At 68.1% G+C, this 20,439-nt stretch carries 20 protein-coding genes; 9 read left to right on the forward strand and 11 right to left on the reverse strand.

What is annotated here, in order from left to right:
• Positions 1-126: 126 nt before the first annotated feature.
• Together ACWDPV_RS20510 and ACWDPV_RS20515 are read right to left on the reverse strand one after the other, a co-directional pair.
• Positions 127-555, reverse strand: a complete 429-nt coding sequence (locus tag ACWDPV_RS20510; RefSeq protein ID WP_348806241.1) for a hypothetical protein — start codon at positions 553-555, stop codon at positions 127-129.
• A gap of 47 nt (positions 556-602) precedes the next feature.
• Complete coding sequence (locus ACWDPV_RS20515) at positions 603-1,823, reverse strand: NAD(P)/FAD-dependent oxidoreductase (RefSeq protein WP_348806240.1); 1,221 nt, start codon at positions 1,821-1,823, stop codon at positions 603-605.
• A gap of 172 nt (positions 1,824-1,995) precedes the next feature.
• Here ACWDPV_RS20515 and ACWDPV_RS20520 point away from each other — a divergent pair, with 172 nt between their 5' ends.
• Genes ACWDPV_RS20520 through ACWDPV_RS20540 form a run of 5 tightly spaced genes read left to right on the forward strand, consistent with a single transcriptional unit; the run spans position 1,996 to position 7,206 of the window.
• The gene (locus ACWDPV_RS20520; RefSeq protein WP_449744443.1) at positions 1,996-3,096 is read left to right on the forward strand and encodes a polyprenyl synthetase family protein; all 1,101 of its coding nucleotides are present in this window, start codon (positions 1,996-1,998) and stop codon (positions 3,094-3,096) included.
• A complete protein-coding gene (locus ACWDPV_RS20525) occupies positions 3,093-3,788 on the forward strand; it encodes a monooxygenase (protein ID WP_449744444.1) in 696 nt (231 codons plus the stop codon). Before ACWDPV_RS20520 ends, ACWDPV_RS20525 begins: the two co-directional genes overlap by 4 nt.
• Positions 3,785-4,612, forward strand: a complete 828-nt coding sequence (locus ACWDPV_RS20530) for a carotenoid biosynthesis protein (RefSeq protein ID WP_449744445.1) — start codon at positions 3,785-3,787, stop codon at positions 4,610-4,612. The genes ACWDPV_RS20525 and ACWDPV_RS20530 overlap by 4 nt, the downstream gene beginning before the upstream one ends.
• Complete coding sequence (locus tag ACWDPV_RS20535; protein WP_449744446.1) at positions 4,599-5,729, forward strand: glycosyltransferase; 1,131 nt, start codon at positions 4,599-4,601, stop codon at positions 5,727-5,729. Before ACWDPV_RS20530 ends, ACWDPV_RS20535 begins: the two co-directional genes overlap by 14 nt.
• A complete protein-coding gene (locus ACWDPV_RS20540) occupies positions 5,722-7,206 on the forward strand; it encodes a phytoene desaturase family protein (RefSeq protein ID WP_449744447.1) in 1,485 nt (494 codons plus the stop codon). The genes ACWDPV_RS20535 and ACWDPV_RS20540 overlap by 8 nt, the downstream gene beginning before the upstream one ends.
• Before the next feature lie 59 nt (positions 7,207-7,265).
• Here the strand turns inward: ACWDPV_RS20540 and crtI are convergent, their stop codons facing one another.
• The 4 genes from crtI to ACWDPV_RS20560 all read right to left on the reverse strand — a co-directional run bounded on the left by crtI (position 7,266) and on the right by ACWDPV_RS20560 (position 12,247).
• Positions 7,266-8,864 carry a phytoene desaturase family protein gene (gene crtI, locus ACWDPV_RS20545; protein ID WP_449744448.1) on the reverse strand — a complete coding sequence of 533 codons (1,599 nt, stop codon included), beginning with the start codon at positions 8,862-8,864 and terminating at the stop codon, positions 7,266-7,268.
• Between the two features lie 22 nt (positions 8,865-8,886).
• A complete protein-coding gene (locus ACWDPV_RS20550) occupies positions 8,887-9,786 on the reverse strand; it encodes a phytoene/squalene synthase family protein (RefSeq protein WP_449744449.1) in 900 nt (299 codons plus the stop codon).
• Positions 9,783-10,334, reverse strand: a complete 552-nt coding sequence (gene idi / locus ACWDPV_RS20555) for an isopentenyl-diphosphate Delta-isomerase (protein WP_449744450.1) — start codon at positions 10,332-10,334, stop codon at positions 9,783-9,785. The genes ACWDPV_RS20550 and idi overlap by 4 nt, the downstream gene beginning before the upstream one ends.
• A 122-nt stretch (positions 10,335-10,456) precedes the next feature.
• Complete coding sequence (locus ACWDPV_RS20560; protein WP_449744451.1) at positions 10,457-12,247, reverse strand: alpha/beta hydrolase; 1,791 nt, start codon at positions 12,245-12,247, stop codon at positions 10,457-10,459.
• A 116-nt stretch (positions 12,248-12,363) separates the two neighbouring features.
• Here ACWDPV_RS20560 and ACWDPV_RS20565 point away from each other — a divergent pair, with 116 nt between their 5' ends.
• A complete protein-coding gene (locus tag ACWDPV_RS20565; RefSeq protein WP_449744452.1) occupies positions 12,364-13,059 on the forward strand; it encodes a CPBP family intramembrane glutamic endopeptidase in 696 nt (231 codons plus the stop codon).
• A 16-nt stretch (positions 13,060-13,075) separates the two neighbouring features.
• Here ACWDPV_RS20565 and ACWDPV_RS20570 read toward each other — a convergent pair whose 3' ends face one another.
• Positions 13,076-13,753, reverse strand: coding sequence for a TetR/AcrR family transcriptional regulator (locus ACWDPV_RS20570; protein ID WP_449744453.1), 678 nt, complete (start codon positions 13,751-13,753; stop codon positions 13,076-13,078).
• Between the two features lie 181 nt (positions 13,754-13,934).
• On the opposite strand from ACWDPV_RS20570, the gene ACWDPV_RS20575 reads away from it, so the two are divergent.
• Positions 13,935-15,206: a competence/damage-inducible protein A gene (locus tag ACWDPV_RS20575; RefSeq protein ID WP_449744454.1), complete on the forward strand. Its 1,272-nt coding sequence runs from the start codon at positions 13,935-13,937 to the stop codon at positions 15,204-15,206.
• 27 nt (positions 15,207-15,233) lie between these two features.
• On the opposite strand, the gene ACWDPV_RS20580 is transcribed toward ACWDPV_RS20575, so the two are convergent.
• The 3 genes from ACWDPV_RS20580 to ACWDPV_RS20590 are packed head-to-tail and all read right to left on the reverse strand — an operon-like array spanning position 15,234 to position 18,213.
• Entirely contained in the window at positions 15,234-16,472 is a 1,239-nt protein-coding gene (locus ACWDPV_RS20580) for an MFS transporter (RefSeq protein WP_449744455.1), read from the reverse strand.
• Positions 16,469-17,110 carry a GntR family transcriptional regulator gene (locus ACWDPV_RS20585; protein ID WP_449744456.1) on the reverse strand — a complete coding sequence of 214 codons (642 nt, stop codon included), beginning with the start codon at positions 17,108-17,110 and terminating at the stop codon, positions 16,469-16,471. The genes ACWDPV_RS20580 and ACWDPV_RS20585 overlap by 4 nt, the downstream gene beginning before the upstream one ends.
• 53 nt (positions 17,111-17,163) lie before the next feature.
• Positions 17,164-18,213 (reverse strand): NAD(P)H-dependent flavin oxidoreductase, encoded by a 1,050-nt coding sequence (locus ACWDPV_RS20590; protein WP_449744457.1) that lies wholly within the window; start codon positions 18,211-18,213, stop codon positions 17,164-17,166.
• Positions 18,214-18,305: 92 nt separating this feature from the next.
• Here ACWDPV_RS20590 and ACWDPV_RS20595 point away from each other — a divergent pair, with 92 nt between their 5' ends.
• Positions 18,306-19,178 carry a LysR family transcriptional regulator gene (locus ACWDPV_RS20595; protein WP_449744458.1) on the forward strand — a complete coding sequence of 291 codons (873 nt, stop codon included), beginning with the start codon at positions 18,306-18,308 and terminating at the stop codon, positions 19,176-19,178.
• Here ACWDPV_RS20595 and ACWDPV_RS20600 read toward each other — a convergent pair.
• A complete protein-coding gene (locus tag ACWDPV_RS20600) occupies positions 19,139-20,101 on the reverse strand; it encodes a GlxA family transcriptional regulator (RefSeq protein ID WP_449744459.1) in 963 nt (320 codons plus the stop codon). The two genes, ACWDPV_RS20595 and ACWDPV_RS20600, sit on opposite strands and share 40 nt — an antisense overlap.
• A gap of 82 nt (positions 20,102-20,183) precedes the next feature.
• On the opposite strand from ACWDPV_RS20600, the gene ACWDPV_RS20605 reads away from it, so the two are divergent.
• On the forward strand, positions 20,184-20,402 hold the full coding sequence (locus tag ACWDPV_RS20605) for a hypothetical protein (protein WP_449744460.1): 219 nt from the start codon (positions 20,184-20,186) through the stop codon (positions 20,400-20,402).
• Positions 20,403-20,439 lie beyond the last annotated feature (37 nt).

The raw sequence follows: 20,439 nt of genomic DNA on the forward strand, positions 1-20,439 counted from the left end.
AGGCGGGCGAGCCGGGCATCTCCGAGCGGTTCTACGGCTTGTCCTACCCCCACACCCCCGGCCCGGCTCAGAACCAACCGTTCTGAGCCGCGCCGTTCAGAATCGCGCCGTTCAGAATCGCGCCGTTCAGAATTGGCCGACCGCGAAGCCGATCAGCAGCACCACCACACCACCGATCTCACCGACGATCAATGCGGTGGTGGATGCACGCAAACTCGTTGAGGCATGCGCGAATTGGTTGTCGGTGTCGCGGCGCCAGCCGTGCAGCATGTAGGTGATGATCGCCCCGACGAAGAACACGATCGGCACGCCGGCCGCGACGAGATTCACCCAGGTCGGCCAGGCACTGAACTCGACAAGCGCGGCGAGCAGCAACGTCGCGAACGCGTAGAGCAGCGCCGCCCGATGGGCGATGTCGACGTACGGGTGGGCGAGATGGGTGGGCGACGACAGCATCTCCCGGTACTTCCACACACCCAGGATCAGCGCCAGCACCAGGATCAGACCGGCCGCGAACACCACGATCGCGGTGTCGATGCCGATGTCGGGTGCCATGGCCGTCAGTCTGTCACGATGATTCCGTCAGGTCACCGGGGCAGTCCTCAGATCAGCTGACCCAGCGGGACCTCCGAATCGGCGAGCTTGTTCAGATCGAGCGTTGCTCCCGAGGCCACGAGCGCCTTGATGTCGTCGAGTTGATCCCAGATATTGCACTGCATCCCGGCGAGCAGGTGCGCATCGTCGTCGACCCACAGCGCGACGAACTCCCGCGCCCCGAGGTCGCCACGGATGATCACGCGATCGTCGGCGCCGGCGAGCCCGCTGTACTCCATGCCGAGGTCGTACTGGTCGGTGAAGAAGTACGGCAGGTTTTCGTACTCGGCGTCGCCGCCGAGGATGTTCGTCGCCGCCACCGCCGGCTGATTGAGTGCGTTGGCCCAGTGTTCCGTGCGGACCCGGCGCCCCAGGACCGGATGCATCTGGTTGGCGATGTCACCGACGACGAAGATGTCCGGATCACTGCTGCGCAGGCCGGCGTCGACGAGGACACCCCCACCATCGATCTCCACCCCGGCGCTCTGTGCCGGTCCCAGGTTCGGAACCGCACCCGCCGCGACCAGCACGGCGTCGGCATCGATGGTCGATCCGTCCTTCAGACGCAGCCCGGCAGCGGCACCGCCGTCGGTGAGGATCTCGGCCACCTGCACCTCGGTCCGCAGATCCACCCCGTGGCCGCGGTGCAGGTCGGCAAAGACGCGGGCCACCTCGTCGCCCAGGACTCGTTGCAGTGGTAAGGCCGCGGCCTCGGCGACCGCCACCTCGACACCGCGTCCGCGGGCCGTCGCCGCCACCTCGAGCCCGATCCACCCGCCACCGACGATCGCGAGTCTGCTGATGGAGTCCAGCGCCGAACTCACCGCCTGAGCGTCGTCGAGCGACCGCAGGTGATACACCCCGCTCGCATCCGCTCCGGGCAGGTCCAGGTGCCTCGACGACGACCCTGTCGCCAGCACCAACGAGTCATACGACAGTGTCGATCCGTCGGGCAGGGAGACCGTCTTCGCCGCCGCATCGACGGCGTCGACGGTGGTGCCGGGCCGGAAGTCGACCTTGTGGTCGAGGTACCAGTTGGTGTCGTGGACGGTGAACTCGTCGGGCTTCTGTTTCCCGGCGAGGAACTCCTTGGACAGCGGTGGCCGCTCGTATGGCAGGCGTTCCTCGGCACCCAGCAGCACGATGTCACCGCCGTAATCCTGATCTCGCAACGCCTCGGCGGTCTTTGCTCCCGCGAGGCCTCCTCCGACGATGATGATTCTCGACATGGCGATTCCTCTTCTCGGTGGACTCTCCGATCCACCGTACGCGGGCACGGCACACCGTCCGGGCGACTTGAGTCGACACCCATCCTTCCGCTGCGCAGCTCCGAATCCATCGCAGCACCGAATCCATCACAGTCCAGATCCGCAGCCAACCCGCGTCCCCGAGGAGCCGCACATGCGCACGAGGCCGCTGCCCACGGTCACGTCCGACGCCCCCGGCGATCCACCCGACGACGCCGCCCTCGTCGAGGGCATCGTGCGGGGGACCCTCGACACCCACGCCTCGGTCCTCGGTACCGTCGACCCCGACACCGCAGCGCTCACCGACGCGATCCGGCGTTCCGCGACCGGCGGCAAGCGATTACGCGCGGCGTTCTGCCTGTGGGGATCTCGCGGTGCGGGTGCCGATCTCGCGCCGGGCACCGCCGCTGCCGCAGCCGCCATCGAGTTGTTCCACCTCGCCGCGCTCGTCCACGACGACATCATGGACGACAGCGCCACCCGTCGCGGCCTTCCGACCGTGCACCGCGACTTCGCCGATCGGCATCGTCGAGACCGGTTGCGCGGCAACCCCGCCACCCACGGCACCTCGATGGCGATCCTCGCCGGCGACCTCTGCCTGACCTGGTCCGACGATCTGCTCGCCACCGCCCTCGACGACGCCCACCGCGACATCCGCCGTGCGGCGCGCGCGGTGTGGTCACAGATGCGCGACGAAGCGTTCGCCGGCCAGACCCTGGACATGCTGGCGCAGACCACATCCGGTATCACCCGTGCGCGAGCGCACACGATCCTGCGCTTCAAGAGCGCCAAATACACCATCTCCCAGCCACTTCGGCTCGGCGGAACCCTGGCACGAGCCGATGCCCGCCTGCTCGCCGATTATGACGACATCGGCATCCATGCCGGTGAGGCCTTTCAGCTGCGCGACGACGTCTTGGGAGTCTTCGGTGATCCGGCGGCGACCGGCAAATCCAACGTCGACGACATCCGGGAGGGCAAACGCACCCTGCTCGTGGCGATCACCGAGGAGCGCGCGAACCGGGTCGGCCGCCAACTGCTGTCCCGGGCACTGGGCAATCCGGCTGTGCGCGAACGGGATGTGGCCGCGCTGCGCGAGTTGATGGAGTCCACCGGCGCCCGACGCGGTGTGGAACGACGCATCGACGAGCTGACCGACGCGGCCCTGCGCACCGTCGACGGTCTCGACTCCGATGACCGCACCCGGGTGGCGCTGACCGATCTGATCCACCGGTGCGTGCGGCGGGAGTCATGAGCGACGCAGCATCTGTGCCGCCGGTGGTCGACCTGCACCTGTTCGGGGTCGATTCGGTGTTCGCCGCGCTGCAGCGCGTTGCACGTGCTCGACGATCGCGCAAAGATGTTCCCGGACTGCGCTTTGTCAAGGTCCTCGGTACCGGCTCCGGTGACACGTTCACCATGCGCGATGCCGATCTGTCCCACTGGGCCGTTCTGCTCGTCTGGGACGGGAGCGCCCCGGTGGAACTGTCCTACCTCGATCGGTGGGAGGCGATCAGCCGGGAGCACCTGCGGATCCGGATGCGGCCGCTCTCCGCTCGCGGCCGGTGGTCGCGGCGGGAACCGTTCGGTGTCAATGCCTCTCGCACACCGAGCCGAGAACCGGGTCCGGTCGCGGCGATCACCCGAGCGCGGCTGCGTCCGACCCGGATGGCGTCCTTCTGGCGTTCGGTACCACCGGTCGCAGCGGCCCTCAACGCGTCGTCGGGGGTGCGTCTGGCGGTGGGGATCGGTGAGGCTCCCATCGGCGTGCAGGGTACCTTCTCGCTGTGGGACGACGCGCGCGATCTGTCGGCCTTCGCCTATCGAAACCCCGAACACGTCTCCGCCATTCGGCGTACCACGCCCGAACGGTGGTATGCCGAAGAGCTTTTCGCCCGATTCAGCGTCGAGACCGTCGATGGGACATACCGGGGTGACACCCCGTGAGCGGCGTGTCAGGACGCACGGTCGAGCATGCCGGCGCGCACCTCGTCCCACGTCGCTTCCTGCCGATCGCCGCCTGGACGCTGTTGTGCGCCAACATCCTTCTCCAGATCGCCTTCCCGCTGACCGGCGGCGGCACTGCCGTGATGACCACGGGCAGCGCCCTGCTGTTGTCGGTGGCGATGCTCTGCGCCGCGGGTGCCACTCACGGTCTGCGTGGTGTCCTGACGCTGCTGATCGTCGCCGGTGGTGGCGGACTGCTGGCCGAAACCCTGGGCGTGCACACCGGAGTCCCGTTCGGCGAGTACTCCTACACCGGCGCGCTGCAACCGGAGCTGTTCGGAGTGCCCGTCGCGGTGCCCGCGGCGTGGATCATGATGAGCTGGCCGGCGTTCGTCGTCGCCACCCGACTCGCCGCTGACCGGATGTGGTTGATCATTCCGGTCGGTGCGTACGCACTGGCCGCGTGGGATGTCTTCCTCGATCCGCAGATGGTCGACAACGGCTATTGGCAGTGGGAGTCGACGACACCATCGCTGCCCGGAGTCGACGGCATCCCGCTGTCGAATTTCGCCGGCTGGCTGATGGTCTCGCTGATCATCATGACGGGTCTGAGCGTCGCAGTTGGCACCGGACGAGGCTCCGACGCCCCGGAGGGAGCGGTCCCGCTCGTCGCATACCTCTGGACGTACTTCTCGTCGATGATCGGCCACCTGGTCTTCTTCGGCCGGCCGATGGTCGCGGTGGTCGGCGGGGTGCTGATGGGGGTGATCGCGATTCCCCTCGCGATCTCGCTGGTCCGCGAGGTGCGTCGTGCGCGGCGGTGAGATCTGGCGTGCGCTGGTGGCGTGCGGAACAGCGATGGCCACCGGCTCGGCCGTGCTGACGATGGTGAACGCCGCCACCATCCGGGTGCCGAATGCACTCGCACCCAGTGGTGATGAACCATTGTCGGTGCTGTTGCCCATGCGCGACGAGGCCCGCCATGCCGGCGACTGCCTCCGCGCCGTCGCCGCTGCCGCCGATCGGTGGCGCGGCCCGGTTCGCATCGTCGTGCTCGACGACGACTCCTCCGACGGCACCGCCGACATCCTCGCCGACCTGGCCGAGCAGATCCCCGCACTCGAGATCGTCAGCGGCGCCGGCCCCATCGCCGGGTGGCTCGGCAAGGCGTGGGCGTGTGAACAGTTGTCGTGTCGCGCCGTCGAGCGGGGCGTTCTCGTCTTCGTCGACGCCGACGTGCGGGTGGCGCCAAACGGGTTCACCGCGAGCGTGGCCACGATGCGCACGGCCGGATTGGACATGTTCTGTCCCTACCCGCGTCAGGTCGCCGGCACCCCCGCCGAACGGCTGATACAACCGCTCCTGCAATGGAGTTGGATGTCGACGCTCCCGCTGCGACTTGCCGAACGGTCGGCGCGTCCGAGCCTGTCGGCGGCCAATGGTCAGTTCCTGATCGTCGACGCCACCACCTACCGCCGTGCCGGTGGTCACGGCGCGGTGCGCGACGAGGTGCTGGAGGACATCGCGCTGCTGCGTGCGGTGAAGGCGGTCGGTGGGCGCGGGGTCGTCGGTGACGGCAGCAGGGTGGCGTCGTGCCGAATGTATGTGGGGTGCAGAGAGATACGTGACGGATACCGCAAGTCGCTGTGGTCGGCCTTCGGCTCCCCGGCGGGCGCGGCGGCGGTGTCCGCCCTCCTGATGCTCACCCACGTCGTGCCCGCCGTCGCCGCACTCACCGGCTCACGGGTCGGCCTGTTCGGTTATCTGGCCGGGGTCGCCTCGCGGGTCGTCAGTGCCCGCCGAACCGGTGGACGTGCACTGCCCGACTCGCTGGCACATCCGATCTCGGTCGTCGCCTTCACCGGTATGACAGTCGATTCCGTGATCGCCCATCGTCGGGGACTGCTGCGCTGGAAGGGACGGGAGATCAACGGTGTCTGACATCGTGGTGATCGGCGCCGGTGTCGGCGGGCTCGCCGCCGCGATCCGGTTGCAGGCGGCGGGCCATCGGGTGACCGTTCTCGAGCAATCGGCGGACGTCGGCGGCAAACTCGGCGTCCTGCGCCATGACGGATTCGTCTTCGACACCGGGCCGTCGCTCCTCACCATGCCGCACGTGCTGGCCGAGCTGTTCGCCGACACCGGCGCGCCACTGGGGAATGTGCTGGACTTGCAACGACTTCCGGTCGCCGCGCGGTACCGCTTTCCCGACGGGACACTCCTCGACCTGCCCGGGGAGATGACCGACATCCCCGCCGCACTCGACGCCGCCCTGGGTTCGGGATGCGGCGCCCAGTGGCAGGGTCTGCTGCGGCGCTCCCAGCAGATCTGGGACGTCACGCGTGGACCCTTCCTCGAATCCCCGATCTCGCTGCGGCGCATGGCCTCTCTGGCTCGTTCGGTCTCCGACGTCCGTACCGTCGCCCCGTGGCACAGTCTGCGCGGTCTGGGCCTCCGGTACCTCGACGACGTCCGACTCCGAATGATGCTGGACCGCTACGCCACCTACACGGGTTCCGATCCGCGCCGCGCGCCGGGTGCGCTGTTATCGGTTCCGTGGGCCGAGCAGAGCGGCGGCTCGTGGTATGTGCGTGGCGGTCTCGGCCGCATCGCGATCGCCCTGCGCGAGCGGCTCCTCGAACTCGGTGGGATCTTGTGCACCGACACCGAGGTCGAGGCCATCACCACCTCGGGTGGGCGGGTCACCGGTGTGCGCACCGTCGACGGCCGCGTCGCCGACGCCGATCTCGTGGTGGCCAATGCCGATGCCGAGCAGGTGTATTCGCATCTCATCACCACACCGCCCGCTCGTCGGGCGCGTCGCCGGCTGCATCGATCCACCCCCTCGTTGTCGGGTTTCGTGATGCTGCTCGCCGTCGACAATCCACCGCCGATGACCCATCACACGGTGCTGTTCCCCTCCGACTACGACGCCGAGTTCGACGCGGTCTTCGGACGCCACGGCCGACCCCACCCGGTCGCCGACCCGACCATCTACATCACGGCGCCCGACGACCCGGCGGTGCGACCCGACGCCTCGACCGCGGCGTGGTTCGTCCTCGTGAACGCCCCACGGCACGACCCGGACCGCGGAATGGATTGGGATGCACCCGGTGTGGCGAGCCGGTACGCCGATCTCCTCGTCGACCTGATGTCGATGCGCGGCATCGACATCGCCGGACGCATTCGCCATCGATTCGTCATCTCACCGGCTGACCTGCAGCGGCGGACCCTCACTCCCGGCGGATCGATCTACGGGACGTCGTCGAATGGACCTCGGGCCGCGTTCCTGCGTCCCGCCAACTCTTCCCCGGTCCCTGGCCTGTACCTGGTCGGTGGATCGGCCCACCCCGGCGGCGGCGTGCCCCTGGTCCTGCTGTCCGCGAAAATCGTGGCGGGACTGATCGGCCCGGCCTGACCCCGTCGAGTGGGCGCCCTTTCCCGTCGAGTGGGCGCCGTTTCCCGTCGAGACGGAGACTACGACGCCGACGGTCCTGTCGTCGTGTCGCCACGCAATCTCTTGCGGATGAGTTCGGCGCTGATCAGGCACATCGGCAGACCGATGCCCGGTCGCGTGCTCCCGCCGGCGTAGTACAGTCCCGACACCTTGCGGGACCGGTTGGTCGCCCGCAGAAAGGCACTCTGCCGCAACGTGTGTGCCGGTCCGAGCGCGCCTCCGGACCAGGAGTTCAGGTCGTCGACGAAGTCCGCCGGACCGGTGGTGCGCCGCAGCACGATCCGATCGGCGAGGTCGGGGATGTCGGCCCACTTCGACACCAATTCGACGGCGCGGTCGGCGATCTGCTCGATCAGCGGGTCGCCGAGACCGTCGACGCCCCCGTGCCCCAGACCGGGATCGGCAGGCACCGGGACGAGGAAGAAGAGATTCTCGTCGCCCTCGGGTGCGACCGAATCGTCCGAGGCCGATGGGCGGCACACATACAGTGACGCGGGATCGGGTACGCGAGTGGGTTTTTCGAAGATCGCATCGAAGTTCGAGCCCCAGTCCTCGGTGAAGAACAGCGAGTGATGGGCCAGTTCGGGCAGCCGCCCACGTACCCCCAGGAACACCAGCACCGCACCGGGGCCCGATGTCCGACGATCCCACCACTTCTGGTCGAAGGTCCGCAGTCGGGCCGGCAACAGCTCGGTTTCCAGGTGATGCAGGTCGGTGGCACCGATCACCACGTCCGCGGCCAGCGATCGCTCGGTACCGTCGGCGTCCCGCACGCGAACGCCACTGACCTCCGCCGACCGCCGATCACGCAGGGAGCGTCCAGGATTCGGGCGAGTCGTGATCTCCACCACCGGGCTCGACGCGTGCAAGCGCGCACCCGCACCCTGCGCCACCTGGACCAGCGCATCGATGAATGTGGTGAATCCGCCGTCGGGATACCGCACGCCGTCGTCGAGGTCGAGCCAGCTCATCAGGTGATACATCGCCGGTGCCCGTTCCGGCGACGCACCGAGAAAGACCGCCGGGTACCCGAGGATCTGGCGGAGTCGCCGATCGGTGAAGTACCGCTTGGTGTATCCGTCCAGGTTTTCGCCGAGCAACCGCAGCAACCGCGGCAACCGCCGCATCAACTCGGTACCGGTGAAGGCGTGTACCGTGTCGAAGCTGGTGTACAGGAACCGCCTCACCGCGATGTCGTAGGTGTCGCGTGCCGACGCGAGGTACCGATCCAGCGCGGCACCGGCCCCCGGCTCGATCGACTCGAACATCGCCCGGTTGCGCGCCACGTCACCGGACACATCGAGGGCGTCGGCCTGCCCCTCGAAGAACACCCGATACCCGGGTTCCAGCGACGTCAGACTCACCTGTTCGGCCGTCGAGGTCCCCAGCAGGGCGAAGAAGTGGTCGAAGACCTCCGGCATCAGCCACCACGACGGTCCGGTGTCGAAGCGGAACCCGTCGCGCTCCCAGCTTCCGGCGCGACCACCGAACTCGGTGCCCTGCTCCACCACATCGACATCGTGGCCGTCGGCGGCCAACAGTGCGGAGGTTGCCAGACCGGCCACCCCACCGCCGATGATCACCACCCTCTTCGGTTGCGGCGCCGGCTTATTGATCATGCGACCACCTTCGACTCACCGATCATGCGGCCACCCGGGGCCGCCCACGACGCGCCATCGCGGTGGTCGCGATCCGGATCTTGCCGGGTGTCGACACCCGGATTCGTCGACGCGCCGCCTCGGCCGCGGGCACCCCGCGCAGACCGACGGCCAACTCCGCGAACAGATCATGGGCCGTACACACCGCGATGCGGCTGCCGATCGGGAGGTCGGGGATGATCGTCGCCGCGGCCGCGAGATCGGCGTCGACGTCGTCGAGCCACCGGTGCCAGGCGTCGTCGCTCGGGATGGCCGGGTCGAGCCCGGTGAGGTACGTCCGTCCCAGATCCCCGCTGTCGACACCGAAATCCCGGAGAAAGTTCACCTTCTGAAAGGCCGCACCGAGCCGACGCGCCCCCGGGGCCATCGCCTCGTACCGCGCGTACCGATCCCGCTCATCGGCCAAGAACGCTCGCAGGCACATCAATCCGACGACCTCGGCCGATCCGTAGATATAGGAGTCCAGCGACGACTCGTCGTGACTCGTGCAGTCCAGATCGGTACGCATCGACGCGAAAAATGGTGCGGTGAGCGATGATTCGATGCCGACCCGGCGGGCTGTGCGGGCGAAGGCGTGGACGACGAGGTTGGCGCTCGTCCCGGCGCTCATCGCCTCCTCGGTGTCGCTCTCGAGCTGGTCGAGGGCCACGCGGCGTTCGTCGATGCCCTGTCCCGGGCGTGGGGCGTCGACGATCTCGTCGGCCACCCGCACCAGCGCGTAGATGTTGTGGACGTCGCGACGCACCGGCCCCCGCAGCAATCGGGATGCCAGACCGAACGACGTCGAATACGACCGGATCACCAGCGACGCGCTCGCCTCGGCCACGGCGTCGTATCGAGCGTACGGTTGCGCCCGGTCGATGTTGGGCCGGCGCAGGCTCATGTTCCGGCCCCGACGATGCGGTACGGATCCGGACCGGTCCCCAGAGCGTGGACCTGGTCGACGAACCATGGGCTGAGCAACCACGGCGTCCGGGTGGCCGACGCCCAGACGTCGTCGACCTCGGCCCAGGCGACTTCCATCACCTCGTCGGGATTGGCGACGACCGGCCCCCGGGCGTGGGCGAGGAACACCGGGCACACCTCGTTCTCGACCACCCCGCTGGCGTCGACAGCGCGGTAACGGAAATCCGGGATGATCGCCCGCAGGTCATCGACATCGAAACCCAGCTCACGCTGCGCATAGCGGCGAATGGCATCGGTGACGTCCTCCCCGGGCCGGGGATGCCCACAGAACGAGTTCGTCCACACGCCCGGCCACGTCTTCTTGCTCAACGCGCGCCGCGTCATCAACAGTCGGCCGGCATCATCGACGACGTGGCAGGAAAACGCCAGGTGCAGCGGCGTGTGCGCGTCGTGCACCGACCCTCGATCCGCCGTGCCGCGCGGCGTGCCGTCGTCATCGACGAGTACCACCAGGTCCTCGGTCATCGGCGCTTCTCCTCGCTCCACTCGTCGCTGCAGTCGGTTGTGTCACCCCTAACCCACCAGCACTTCGACGCCGAAGCAAATCCGGATGGGCGGGTCCCGCCCATCCGGAGTAGCGGCTCCGATCAGTCGCGATGCAGCAGCGGCAGCAGCGCCTCGGTCTTCTCCGTGGTCCATCCGGGCGGTGAGAGGATGCGCGCCCACGAGTACGGAATCGCGCTCAGATAGTGGTGCCCGTGCCCGTCGGGTACGCCGGTCGACACCGCCATATCGGCGGAGACCTGCAGGAATGTGACCAGCGGGATCCAGCGCATCGCGTTGAGGACGTCACGTCCCCGGTCCTCGCTCAGCCAGTCCGGCTTGGACAGCACCAGCGCCGGCGACCACCACGCGATCGGGTCGGAGGCGTGCTGCAGATACACCACACGCGGCCCGGGCCAGGGCGCATCGGGGCGGTCGAGGTCCGGCGGGTCGGCGATGAATCTCACCTGTTCACCGTTGCCGTAGATCGGCTGCCACTGCGGCGAGCCGGCGTCACGCGCCGTCGTCGCATCGCTCCAGATGGTGTTGTTGAAGGTGGGACCGCTGAACAACGCACCGTCGGTGCGGGCGGCCACGGTCGGGACGGTGCCGAAGGCGGCCTCCGCGCCGAAGCTGCCCAGACTCTCCCCGAAGACCACGAGCTTGGGTCGCTGATCCTCCGGCAGTGCCCGGACCCGGGCGTCCACCGCCTCGAACAGGGCACTGCCCGCCTGCCGCGCGCGTTCCTTGTCCACCAGGAACGAGATCCAACTCGGGAGGTAGGAGTACTGCATCGATACCGTCGCGACGTCGCCGTTGTACATGTACTCCAGCGAGTCGATGGTGGCCTTGTTGAGCCAGCCGGAGCCGGTCGCCGATCCAATGGCGATCACCGCGCGGTCGAGACCACCGGCCCGCACGAGTTCGTCGGCGGCCAGCCGGGCGTTGGCGCGCAGGTCGTCGCCGGACCCGAGCCCGACGAACGCACGGATCGCTTCCATCGCCGGTGCGGCGTTGAACGCCGACAGTTCCTCGACGGACGGACCGCCGTCGACGATGCGGCGACCTTCGCGTCCCAGTGATGCCCAGCTGACCAGCGACCCCGGCCCACCGGACCGGAATCCGCTCGTCGGCGGCGCCGAATCCGGGTCGGTCTCGTTGTTGGCGGCGGCGAAACTCGCATTGAGCCACTGCATCGAATACTTGGCGACGACGCCGTTGAGGATGAACACGGTCAGCAAGACCACGATCACCGCACCTGCGACGGCCGAAACGCGGGGTGGCGCAATCCGGTTGAGCTGCCGAACCAGCCAGACGAGCAGTGACGCCCAGGCCTGACCGATGACCATCAGGATCACGAACACGATCACCGCGATCACGACCACCGTCGGGTACGCCGTCCAGGACAGCCTATCGACGCCCATCAGGTCACGGATATCGTTCTGCCACTTCGCAAACCAGTAGAACATCGACGCGGTACCGATCACGAAGGCCACCGCCAGCGCGATCCAGAACACTCGGCGCGGCGATGACCACCGCCGATCCCGGGACAGCATGAACCGCCCCAACCACGCCAGGAACGCCCCGAAGCAGTACCCGAGTGCGGCGCCCGCGCCACTGACGACCCCCTGGAAGAACGCACCACGCGGCAACAGCGACGGCGTGGCCGACAGCCACAGGAAGACGGTGCCCATCACCAGTCCGGTGAAACTGATGCGATGGGAGTACGCGACGACGCGCCGACGCAGCGCACTCACGCGGGACGCATCGTCGTTCGGTTGGTCACCACCGGCACCCGACGACGCGGTGGCCGATTCCTCTTCGACGACGTCCGCCGGGGTCGGCGGTGCACCGTCGGACGGTGTGGCCGCATGATCGTCGACGGGCTTCGCCATGATTGCTCCTGTCACCGCAACGGATCAATTATCGGGCACAATCACCCGGATACCGCCGAAACCCTATCCGCACATCATCCGCGGCAACCAGCCGTGCCCGGCAGCGAGGAACCACCATGTCACGGTTGCGCTGGTATCCGCCGCTGGTGGTGGCGTTGCTGATCGGTGTGCAGATCGTGGTGTTCACCTCCCCGCTGACCTACGCCGGATGGTTCATCCCGGCGGCTGCCGTCGTCATCACGATCCTCGGCCGTGTCGCCGGGCTGAGCTGGGGTGATCTGGGATTGTCTCCCGGCACGATGCCCACCGGGCTGCGGTATGCCGTCGTGATCGTCGCGATCGTCGCCGTTGTCGCCGCGGGGGCCGTCGCGCTGCCGTGGACGCGCGAGTTATTCCACAACGACAGCTACCCCGATGTCCCGGCGGCGGTCTACGCCGCGCTGGTCCTGATTCCGTTGCGGACGGTCCTGGCCGAGGAGGTGATCTTCCGGGGTGCATTGCTCGGGTCGCTGGCGCGGCTCACCTCAGCGCGCGCCGCCGTGGCCGGTCAGGCCGCACTGTTCGGCTGCTGGCATGTCGCATCGTCGTTGGGGCTTGCCGCGCACAACGACGGCATCGGCGACGTCGTCGGCACCGGACCCCTCGGCGTGGTGGCCGGGGTACTGCTCGCCGTGGTCGTCACGGGCATCGCCGGGCTCATCCTGGGGTGGCTGCGGATGCGCAGCGGCAGCCTCCTCGCTTCGATCGCACTGCACTGGTCGGTCAACGGGATCGGCGCGATCGCCGCGGCGATCGCCTGGCAGCTGAACTGACCGACCGGACGCCGCGCTACCCGGTCGTCGGCGGCGGGGCGTCGAGCATCGGGACCAGGTAGCGCCGGGCGACGTCGACGAGTTGATCGTCGTCGGAGAGGTCGATGATGTGGCTGGGGATGACGACGAACGACACGGATATCCGCGCCAGCATCTCGGCGGTCAGGTCGACGTCGAGGTCACCACGCAGGTTCCCGGCCTGCTGTTCCTCACGCAGTTGCGCGGCAACGAAGATCCGCACCGCGGTGAGCAGCCGACCGTCGTCACCGCCGATCAGGCCGGCCAGCACCGACGGTTCCACCTCGAGTAGCCCGATGATCAGCGGGTTCGTCGTCACCGCGCGATACGCGCTCAGGAACCCGGCCACCAGGCGATCGGCGGCGGTGCGGGCGGGCGCGACGTCGGCGAGGAACTGCACCAGGTACCGGCGGAACTCACGCAGCATCACCTCCTCGACGAGGATGTCCTTGTTGGTGAACTTGCGGTAGAGCGTCACCCGCGATGTTCCCGCGCGGCGCGCCACCTCCTCGAGCGAGGTGCGCTGGATACCCATCCGGCGGAACTGGTCGTAGGCCGCGTCGAGGAGACGAACCCGGATCGGGTCCTCCTCGACATCAGCCCCACCCCCGACCGCGGTGACATCGTCGAAGGCCCGTTGCAGCAACGATTTTCGCGGCGGCGTTGCTGAGTCCATACTTCTCCCACGGATCTGTTTCAGACGGCATCACCCGACCACGAACGACCCGACCCCCACCATGCTAAACCGAGCATGCCCGATCTCCGGGATTCACCATTCCCCGTTCACGGCGCCCCCCACCTCACTGACAGCGCCATCCATCGACCTCCGATCCGCGTCGCGCACTATGCTCGACGACGTGAATGCGCGCGCAGGAATCGTGGTCACCGGCACCGAGGTCCTGACGGGCCGCATCGCGGATCAGAACGGTCCGTGGGTGGCGCGGCAACTACTCGACATGGGTGTCGATGTCGCACACATCACCGTGTGCGGAGATCGCCCCGACGATCTGATCGCCCAACTACAGTTCCTCGCCGCGCAGGATGTATCGCTGATCGTCACCACCGGTGGACTCGGCCCCACCGCCGACGATCTGACCGTCGACACCGTGGCCCGCTTCACCGGCCGGCCACTGCACCTCGACACCGACCTCGAGGCACACATCGGTGGCATCATCCGACGATGGCAACAGCAACGCGGTGTCACCGACGACTCTGCCGCAACCCACGCGGGCACCCGCAAACAGGCCATGATTCCCGCAGGGGCACAACCTATCTCACCGGTCGGGACCGCTCCCGGAATCGCCATCCCGGGCGACGACGGCCCGGCGATCCTCATCCTGCCCGGACCGCCGCGTGAGCTCCAGGGCATGTGGCCCGCCGCCATCGCCACGGGCCCGGTCGAGCAGGCGATCGCCGGCCGAGGCGACTTCCGCGAACAGACGATCCGCGCGATGGGCCTGTCCGAATCCGATCTCGCCGCAACGCTGCGTGAGATCGGCCCGGGCATAGCAGGATTCGACGATCTCGAGGTCACCACATGTCTTCGTCGCGGCGAGGTGGAGATCGTCACCCGCTATCCGTCGACCGCCACCGCCTCCTACGACGCCCTCGCCGACGCATTGCTCGCACACCATGGTTCGCAAATCTTCTCCGTCGACGGCGCCACCATCGACGACCTGATCGCGGCAGCCCTGCACGGACGCACCATCGCGACCGCCGAATCATGCACCGGAGGACTTATCGCCGCGCGCCTCACCGACCGGCCGGGATCATCGGATTACGTTGCCGGAGGCGTGGTCTCGTACTCCAACGAGGCCAAGGCGGTACTCCTCGGGGTGCCGGCGCAGCTGATCGCCGAGCACGGTGCGGTGAGCGAACCGGTGGCCGCCGCCATGGCCGAGGGCGCCCTCGACCGATTCGGCGCCGACACCGCACTGTCGACCAGCGGAATCGCCGGACCCGGTGGTGGAACCACCGAAAAACCGGTGGGCACAGTCTGTTTCGGCGTCGCACTGGCCGGACGCCCCACCATCACACGCACCCTGCACCTGCCCGGCGATCGCGCCGCGGTCCGAGACCGCTCGACGACGATCTCGTTGCATCTGTTGCGGCGCGCACTCGCCGGATAGTCGGCATCACCACTCCTGCATGGAAAGTCAGGGCAGATGACGCCGATAGCCGCGCAGCACCAGCAGAATTGATGCCACGAGCAGGCCGATGAGAATCGACAGCAGGCCGACGGTGCTCAGCGGCGGCGTCAGCAACGCCAGGATCGTGGGCACCGCGAAACCCAGATAGGCTACGGCGTAGAAGATTCCGGTGAGTGTCGCCAGATCCTCGGCGGGGGCGATCCGCTGCACCTCGAGAAGTCCGGAAACCAGCCCGATCCCGAAACCCGCTCCGAAGACGAGACTTGCGACGATGCCGACCACCCAGCTCTGCGATACGACGGCGCCGATCATCGTGATCAGCCCGACAACGAGGGCGATGAGTGCGACCATGATCCCGCGGGCCCCCGACGGGGTGTCGATCCGTCGCGCAACAGGCTGGATGGCCGCACCGGAGACCAGCGCGATCACACTCAATGCCGTCGCATACGCGAGTCCGAGCCCACCCGTCGACCCGGAGAGCAACACCGGCTGGTAGCCGTAGGACAGTCCGCAGGCCGCGAAAAGCCAAGGGCCACAGACCAGGATCACACCCAGGAACCGTCGGTGTCGCACCGACGGCACCACCAGTCGATGACGCAAGGGCCGCGCGGCGGCGGGAAACACGGTCTCGGGTGCGCGACGCACGAGCAGGAGCATCGGCACCGTGACCGCGATGTGCAAAACGTAGGGCAGCACCTGGGGTATCGGCCCCCACTGGGCGATGCTGCCGGCCACCGCGGCACCGGCGGCCGAACCGAGCGTGAAGGCCAGTGACGCCCGGCGCGCGCCGGCACCGGCGTCGGCCCGGACGTCGTGCGGCGGCTGGGACAGTTCCTTGAGCCAACTGGTACCGACCGCCATCGCCGTACCCACCGACATGCCGGCGAAAAGCCGCCCGAGATAGATGGGAGCAGAACCGAATTCGCCGAGCGCGAGAAGTGCGCTGCCGATGAGACCGAAGGCCACCGCGTAGTACATCGGTGTGCGGCGGCCGATGTGGTCCGACACCGCGCCGGCGATCACCAACGCGGGGGCCAGGCCCGCGACGTAGATACCGAGGAACATCGTCACCGTGCCGGCCGAGTAGTGGCCCACACGCTCGTAGAGCAAGAGCATCGGACTGAACTGATTGCCCGACCATGCACAGGCGAAGACCGCGCCGAACACCGGAATCCAGCCACGGCGGGCGGCCGATCGCGGGTCGAGCGTCACCGCCGATCCGGCGATCGCGGTGCCCGAACTCATATCGCCCCGCGGTACCGGCCGAAATGGTCGGCGAGCATCTGATCGAAACCCGCCCGGTCGCCGGCGATCAGCCGCTCGGCGAGCACCCGATGATCGGCATAGGAGGCCGCGAGGTTGGCCACGTCGATGCGTAACAACAGGTTTCGCAGGCGCTGTTGCCGACTGCGCAGTCGGTCGTAGAAATCCGCAGCGATCGGGTTCCCCGACGCACTCACCATCGTGGCGTGGAACTCGTCGTCGGCCTCGACGAACCCGTCGACGTCGCCGTCGTCGACGAATCCCTGCTGACGACGCAGATTGTCGGCGAGGCGATCGGCGAGTTCCGGCGCGGGGCCGCCGGCGGTGAATACCTGACCGGCCGCCGCCGTCTCGACGCCGTGACGCATCGCGAGGACGTCGGCCGCCTCGGTCGGTGTCATCGGGCGCACGATGGCCCCCTTCCGGGACACCAGGGTGAGCAACTGTTCGGAGTCCAACCGCAAGAAGGCCTCGTGTACCGGGGTCCGGCTGATGCCCAGTTCGCCACCGATGACGCCCTCGCTGACGAGGTCACCGCCGGCGAGCGTGCCGGCGAGGATTCGTTCCTTGGTATAGGCGTAGGCGCGTTCGGCCGCCACCGGCCCGGTCGTGGACGTCATGAACGACGACCCTAGCTTGCATACAAGCTTGCGTGCAAGGACGGGTCCGGCCGTCAGCGCACCGATCGCCGGGACGCCGCCGCCGCGGTGTCGGCCCACAACCCCGCGATGATCTCGAGAGCCGATCCACCGCGCACGTCGCGATGGGCCGCCCCGGCCCACAGGTTCACCGCCGAGGAATCCCCGGCCGCGACGGCCGCCTTGCGGATCGGGCTGGTGAGGTGATGGACGGCCGGGTACTCCGCCGGCGCCTCCGCGTCGAGGTCGTCGATGAACCGGTTGCGTAGCGCCCGCGCCGGACGGCCGGAGAATGCCCTGGTCACCACGGTCGCGTCGAACGCCGGGTCCCGCAGCGCCGCGCGATGGACCGGATTGGTCCCGGCCTCATCGGCGTCGAGGAGTGCGGTGCCCACCTGCACCGCCACCGCACCGGCGGCGAGGCAGTCGTCGATCATCGGCCCATCACCGATCCCACCGGCGGCGATCAGCGGGACATCGGTCAATCCACCGATCTGTCCGAGCAGATCCAGGGTCGACGTGGTGTTCGGGACGGCGTCGATGTCGAGGGTGGCTCGATGCCCTCCCGCCTCGGCACCCTGGACGCACAGGGCGTCGACGCCGATGGACAGTGCCCGCGTCGCATCGGCCGGATCGGCCACCGACGCGATCACGAGAATGCCTGCCTCGTGCAATCGGTCGACCACCTCGCGCGAGGGAAAACCAAAGGTGAATGACACCAACGGAACCCGCCGCTCGATCATCAGATCGACCTTGGCGTCGAACCGGTCGTCATCGGCGTCGACGATGCCGGGAAGATCGACACCGAAGCGTGTGGCGAACGGGCCGAGGGCCTCGCGATAGCGTTCGACGGCGCGTCGGTCACCCAGGGGTCGTCCCGGGGCAAAGATGTTGACGCCGTATATGATTTGGGCGTCGACGACGGCATCGATCTCCGCACCGACGGCGTCGGTCGTCTTGTAGCCGGCCGCCAGGAAACCCAGCCCGCCCGCGCGCGCCGCGGCGACCACCAACTCCGGCGTACTCGGTCCACCCGCCATCGGCGCGGCGATGACAGGCACGGCCGGACTCGTCAGATCGAACATCTCGCACTCCTCTCAGTGGCGGTCAGGGCCAGCGTAATCACCACCGCGGTCGCCCGGAAATGCGTCGTGAGCATGCCCTATGCTCGAGAGTCATGGATCTGGAGCTGCGGCACCTACGGGCCGTGGTCGCCGTGGCCGATCGTGGGTCGTTCACCGAGGCCGCGCGTGACCTCGGCATCACCCAGCCGGCACTGTCGCGCACCATTGCCCAGGCCGAAAAAATCACCGCAGCAACACTTTTCGACCGAACCAGCCGATCGGCGCGACCCTCCGAGGCCGCGTATGCGTTCATCGAGTCGGCCCGCCGCATCCTCGACGACGTGACCGAGGCGGTGGCGGGGTTGTCCGCCGGGCAGACGGTGCGGTTGGGGTTCAGTTGGCTACTTCCCGATCCGTGGGCCGCCGCCGCGATCACCGCGTTCGAGGCCGCCACCGGCGCATCGGTGGAGGTCATCCGAGTCGACGATCCACTCGCCGGAATGCGTGAGGGCCGCATCGATGTCGCCGTCACACGTCGCCGCCCGTCGGGTCACGGCGTCCGCGCGCGCCTGATGTTTCGGGAACGACGTGTCGCCGCCGTCTCCACCCACTCACCGCTGGCCGTCCGTACCGATCTCACGTGGCCCGAACTGGGCGAACACCCCTTGGTCGTCAACACCCTGACCGGCACCACCACGGCGGCGTCCTGGCGCGATCCCGTCTCCCGCGCGGTCATCAAATGCGCGAACTTCGACGAATGGCTGGAGCTGATCGCCGCCGATCGTGGCGTGGGCGCCGTCCCAGAGCTCGCCGCGCGCCGGGTCACCCACTCGCGCGTCCGGTTTCTGCCACTCACCGACGCACCCTCGACCTCGGTGTACCTGGCGCGGGCCGCGTCGTCGCACCCGCTGTCGGATCAACTGATCGCGTGCGGGCTGACGGCCGCTCACTCCGATCCCGACGCACCGGCAAACCGTCGACGATAGACCAGCGGCGCCACCCCGACGGCCGAGGTGAAGTGGTGGCGCAGCAACGTCGCCGAGGCGAATCCCGAGCGCCGGGCCACCTCCTCGACGGCGAGATCGGTGGATTCGAGCAGGTTCTTCGAGTGCAGCACTCGTTGTTCGGTGAGCCAGCGTCGCGGCGACATTCCCACCTCGTCGACGAATCGGCGCGCAAATGTGCGCCCGGACATGTGCATTCGCATCGCGAGGTCGTCGACGGAGACGTCCTCGTCGAGATGGACGATCATCCAGTCGAGGAGTTCACCGAAGCCCCGGTCGGCGCAGGTGGGTACCGGTGCGTCGACGAACTGGCGTTGCCCGCCGTCGCGGTGCGGCGGGACCACCATGCGTCGCGCGATCGTGTTGGCCACCCGCGGACCCCATGACTCGCGGACCAGATGCAGCGACGCATCGATCCCGGCCGCGGTGCCGGCGCTGGTGGTGATCGGCCCGTCGTCGACGAAGAGGACATCGGTGTCGACGCGGGCCTCGGGGAACATTCGGGCCAGCTCGTCCCCGTACCGCCAGTGCGTGGTGCAGCGTCGTCCGTCGAGCAGACCCGCGGCACCCGCGGCAAAAGCGCCGGAGCAGACCGTGAGTACCCGACCGCCGTTGTCGACGACGGCGCGCAGCGTCTCGAGAACCTCCGCGGGATAGTCACCGGAGATGCTGCCACCGGGAACGGCGACGAGGTCGACGTCACGGCATTCGTCGAGCGAGTGCGGCGCGACCACCGACACCCCGTGGTCGACGCTCAGTGGGGCGCCGGGTGTCGGCGAGGCGACCCGGAAGTCGAAGGCGGGGACGCCGTCGTCGGTGCGGTCGAGGCCGAAGACCTCGTTGACGACGCCGAATTCGAAGAGCGCCACGCGCCCGTAGAGGAGTACACCGACGGATTTCAGCACCACCCCAGTGTGGCAGATTCTTTGTTTACGTTGTCAGTACTGCCACTGTTGGCAGGAAGCTTACGGGCGCATGCTTTCTGACATGACCGCCATCATCATCGCCTCCGCCCTCCTCGTGACCATCCCGATCGGCATCCTCACCTACCGCACGCACCGCAAAGTCGCTGGTTCGCAACGCTTTCCGCTGAGCCATCTCGTCGACGTCATCACCCGCGACCCGCTGCGTCCCTACGGCCCGGACTCCGACCGGATCGTCGACGAACTGAGCGTCCTGACTCGCTATCACCACGACGGGGCCTGAGCACTACGTGCGAATGTCAAACATGGGATGTTAGCCT

It is taken from the genome of Gordonia sp. NPDC003504 (genome assembly GCF_053587995.1).

Bases quoted from the DNA above. Each gene is read 5' to 3' on its own strand.
- ACWDPV_RS20510 (WP_348806241.1), bottom strand. From the start codon at position 555: ATGGCACCCGACATCGGCATCGACACCGCGATCGTGGTGTTCGCGGCC.
- ACWDPV_RS20515 (WP_348806240.1), bottom strand. From the start codon at position 1,823: ATGTCGAGAATCATCATCGTCGGAGGAGGCCTCGCGGGAGCAAAGACC.
- ACWDPV_RS20520 (WP_449744443.1), top strand. From the start codon at position 1,996: ATGCGCACGAGGCCGCTGCCCACGGTCACGTCCGACGCCCCCGGCGAT.
- ACWDPV_RS20525 (WP_449744444.1), top strand. From the start codon at position 3,093: ATGAGCGACGCAGCATCTGTGCCGCCGGTGGTCGACCTGCACCTGTTC.
- crtI (WP_449744448.1), bottom strand. From the start codon at position 8,864: ATGATCAATAAGCCGGCGCCGCAACCGAAGAGGGTGGTGATCATCGGC.
- ACWDPV_RS20550 (WP_449744449.1), bottom strand. From the start codon at position 9,786: ATGAGCCTGCGCCGGCCCAACATCGACCGGGCGCAACCGTACGCTCGA.
- idi (WP_449744450.1), bottom strand. From the start codon at position 10,334: ATGACCGAGGACCTGGTGGTACTCGTCGATGACGACGGCACGCCGCGC.
- ACWDPV_RS20560 (WP_449744451.1), bottom strand. From the start codon at position 12,247: ATGGCGAAGCCCGTCGACGATCATGCGGCCACACCGTCCGACGGTGCA.
- ACWDPV_RS20565 (WP_449744452.1), top strand. From the start codon at position 12,364: ATGTCACGGTTGCGCTGGTATCCGCCGCTGGTGGTGGCGTTGCTGATC.
- ACWDPV_RS20570 (WP_449744453.1), bottom strand. From the start codon at position 13,753: ATGGACTCAGCAACGCCGCCGCGAAAATCGTTGCTGCAACGGGCCTTC.
- ACWDPV_RS20580 (WP_449744455.1), bottom strand. From the start codon at position 16,472: ATGAGTTCGGGCACCGCGATCGCCGGATCGGCGGTGACGCTCGACCCG.
- ACWDPV_RS20585 (WP_449744456.1), bottom strand. From the start codon at position 17,110: ATGACGTCCACGACCGGGCCGGTGGCGGCCGAACGCGCCTACGCCTAT.
- ACWDPV_RS20590 (WP_449744457.1), bottom strand. From the start codon at position 18,213: ATGTTCGATCTGACGAGTCCGGCCGTGCCTGTCATCGCCGCGCCGATG.
- ACWDPV_RS20595 (WP_449744458.1), top strand. From the start codon at position 18,306: ATGGATCTGGAGCTGCGGCACCTACGGGCCGTGGTCGCCGTGGCCGAT.
- ACWDPV_RS20605 (WP_449744460.1), top strand. From the start codon at position 20,184: ATGACCGCCATCATCATCGCCTCCGCCCTCCTCGTGACCATCCCGATC.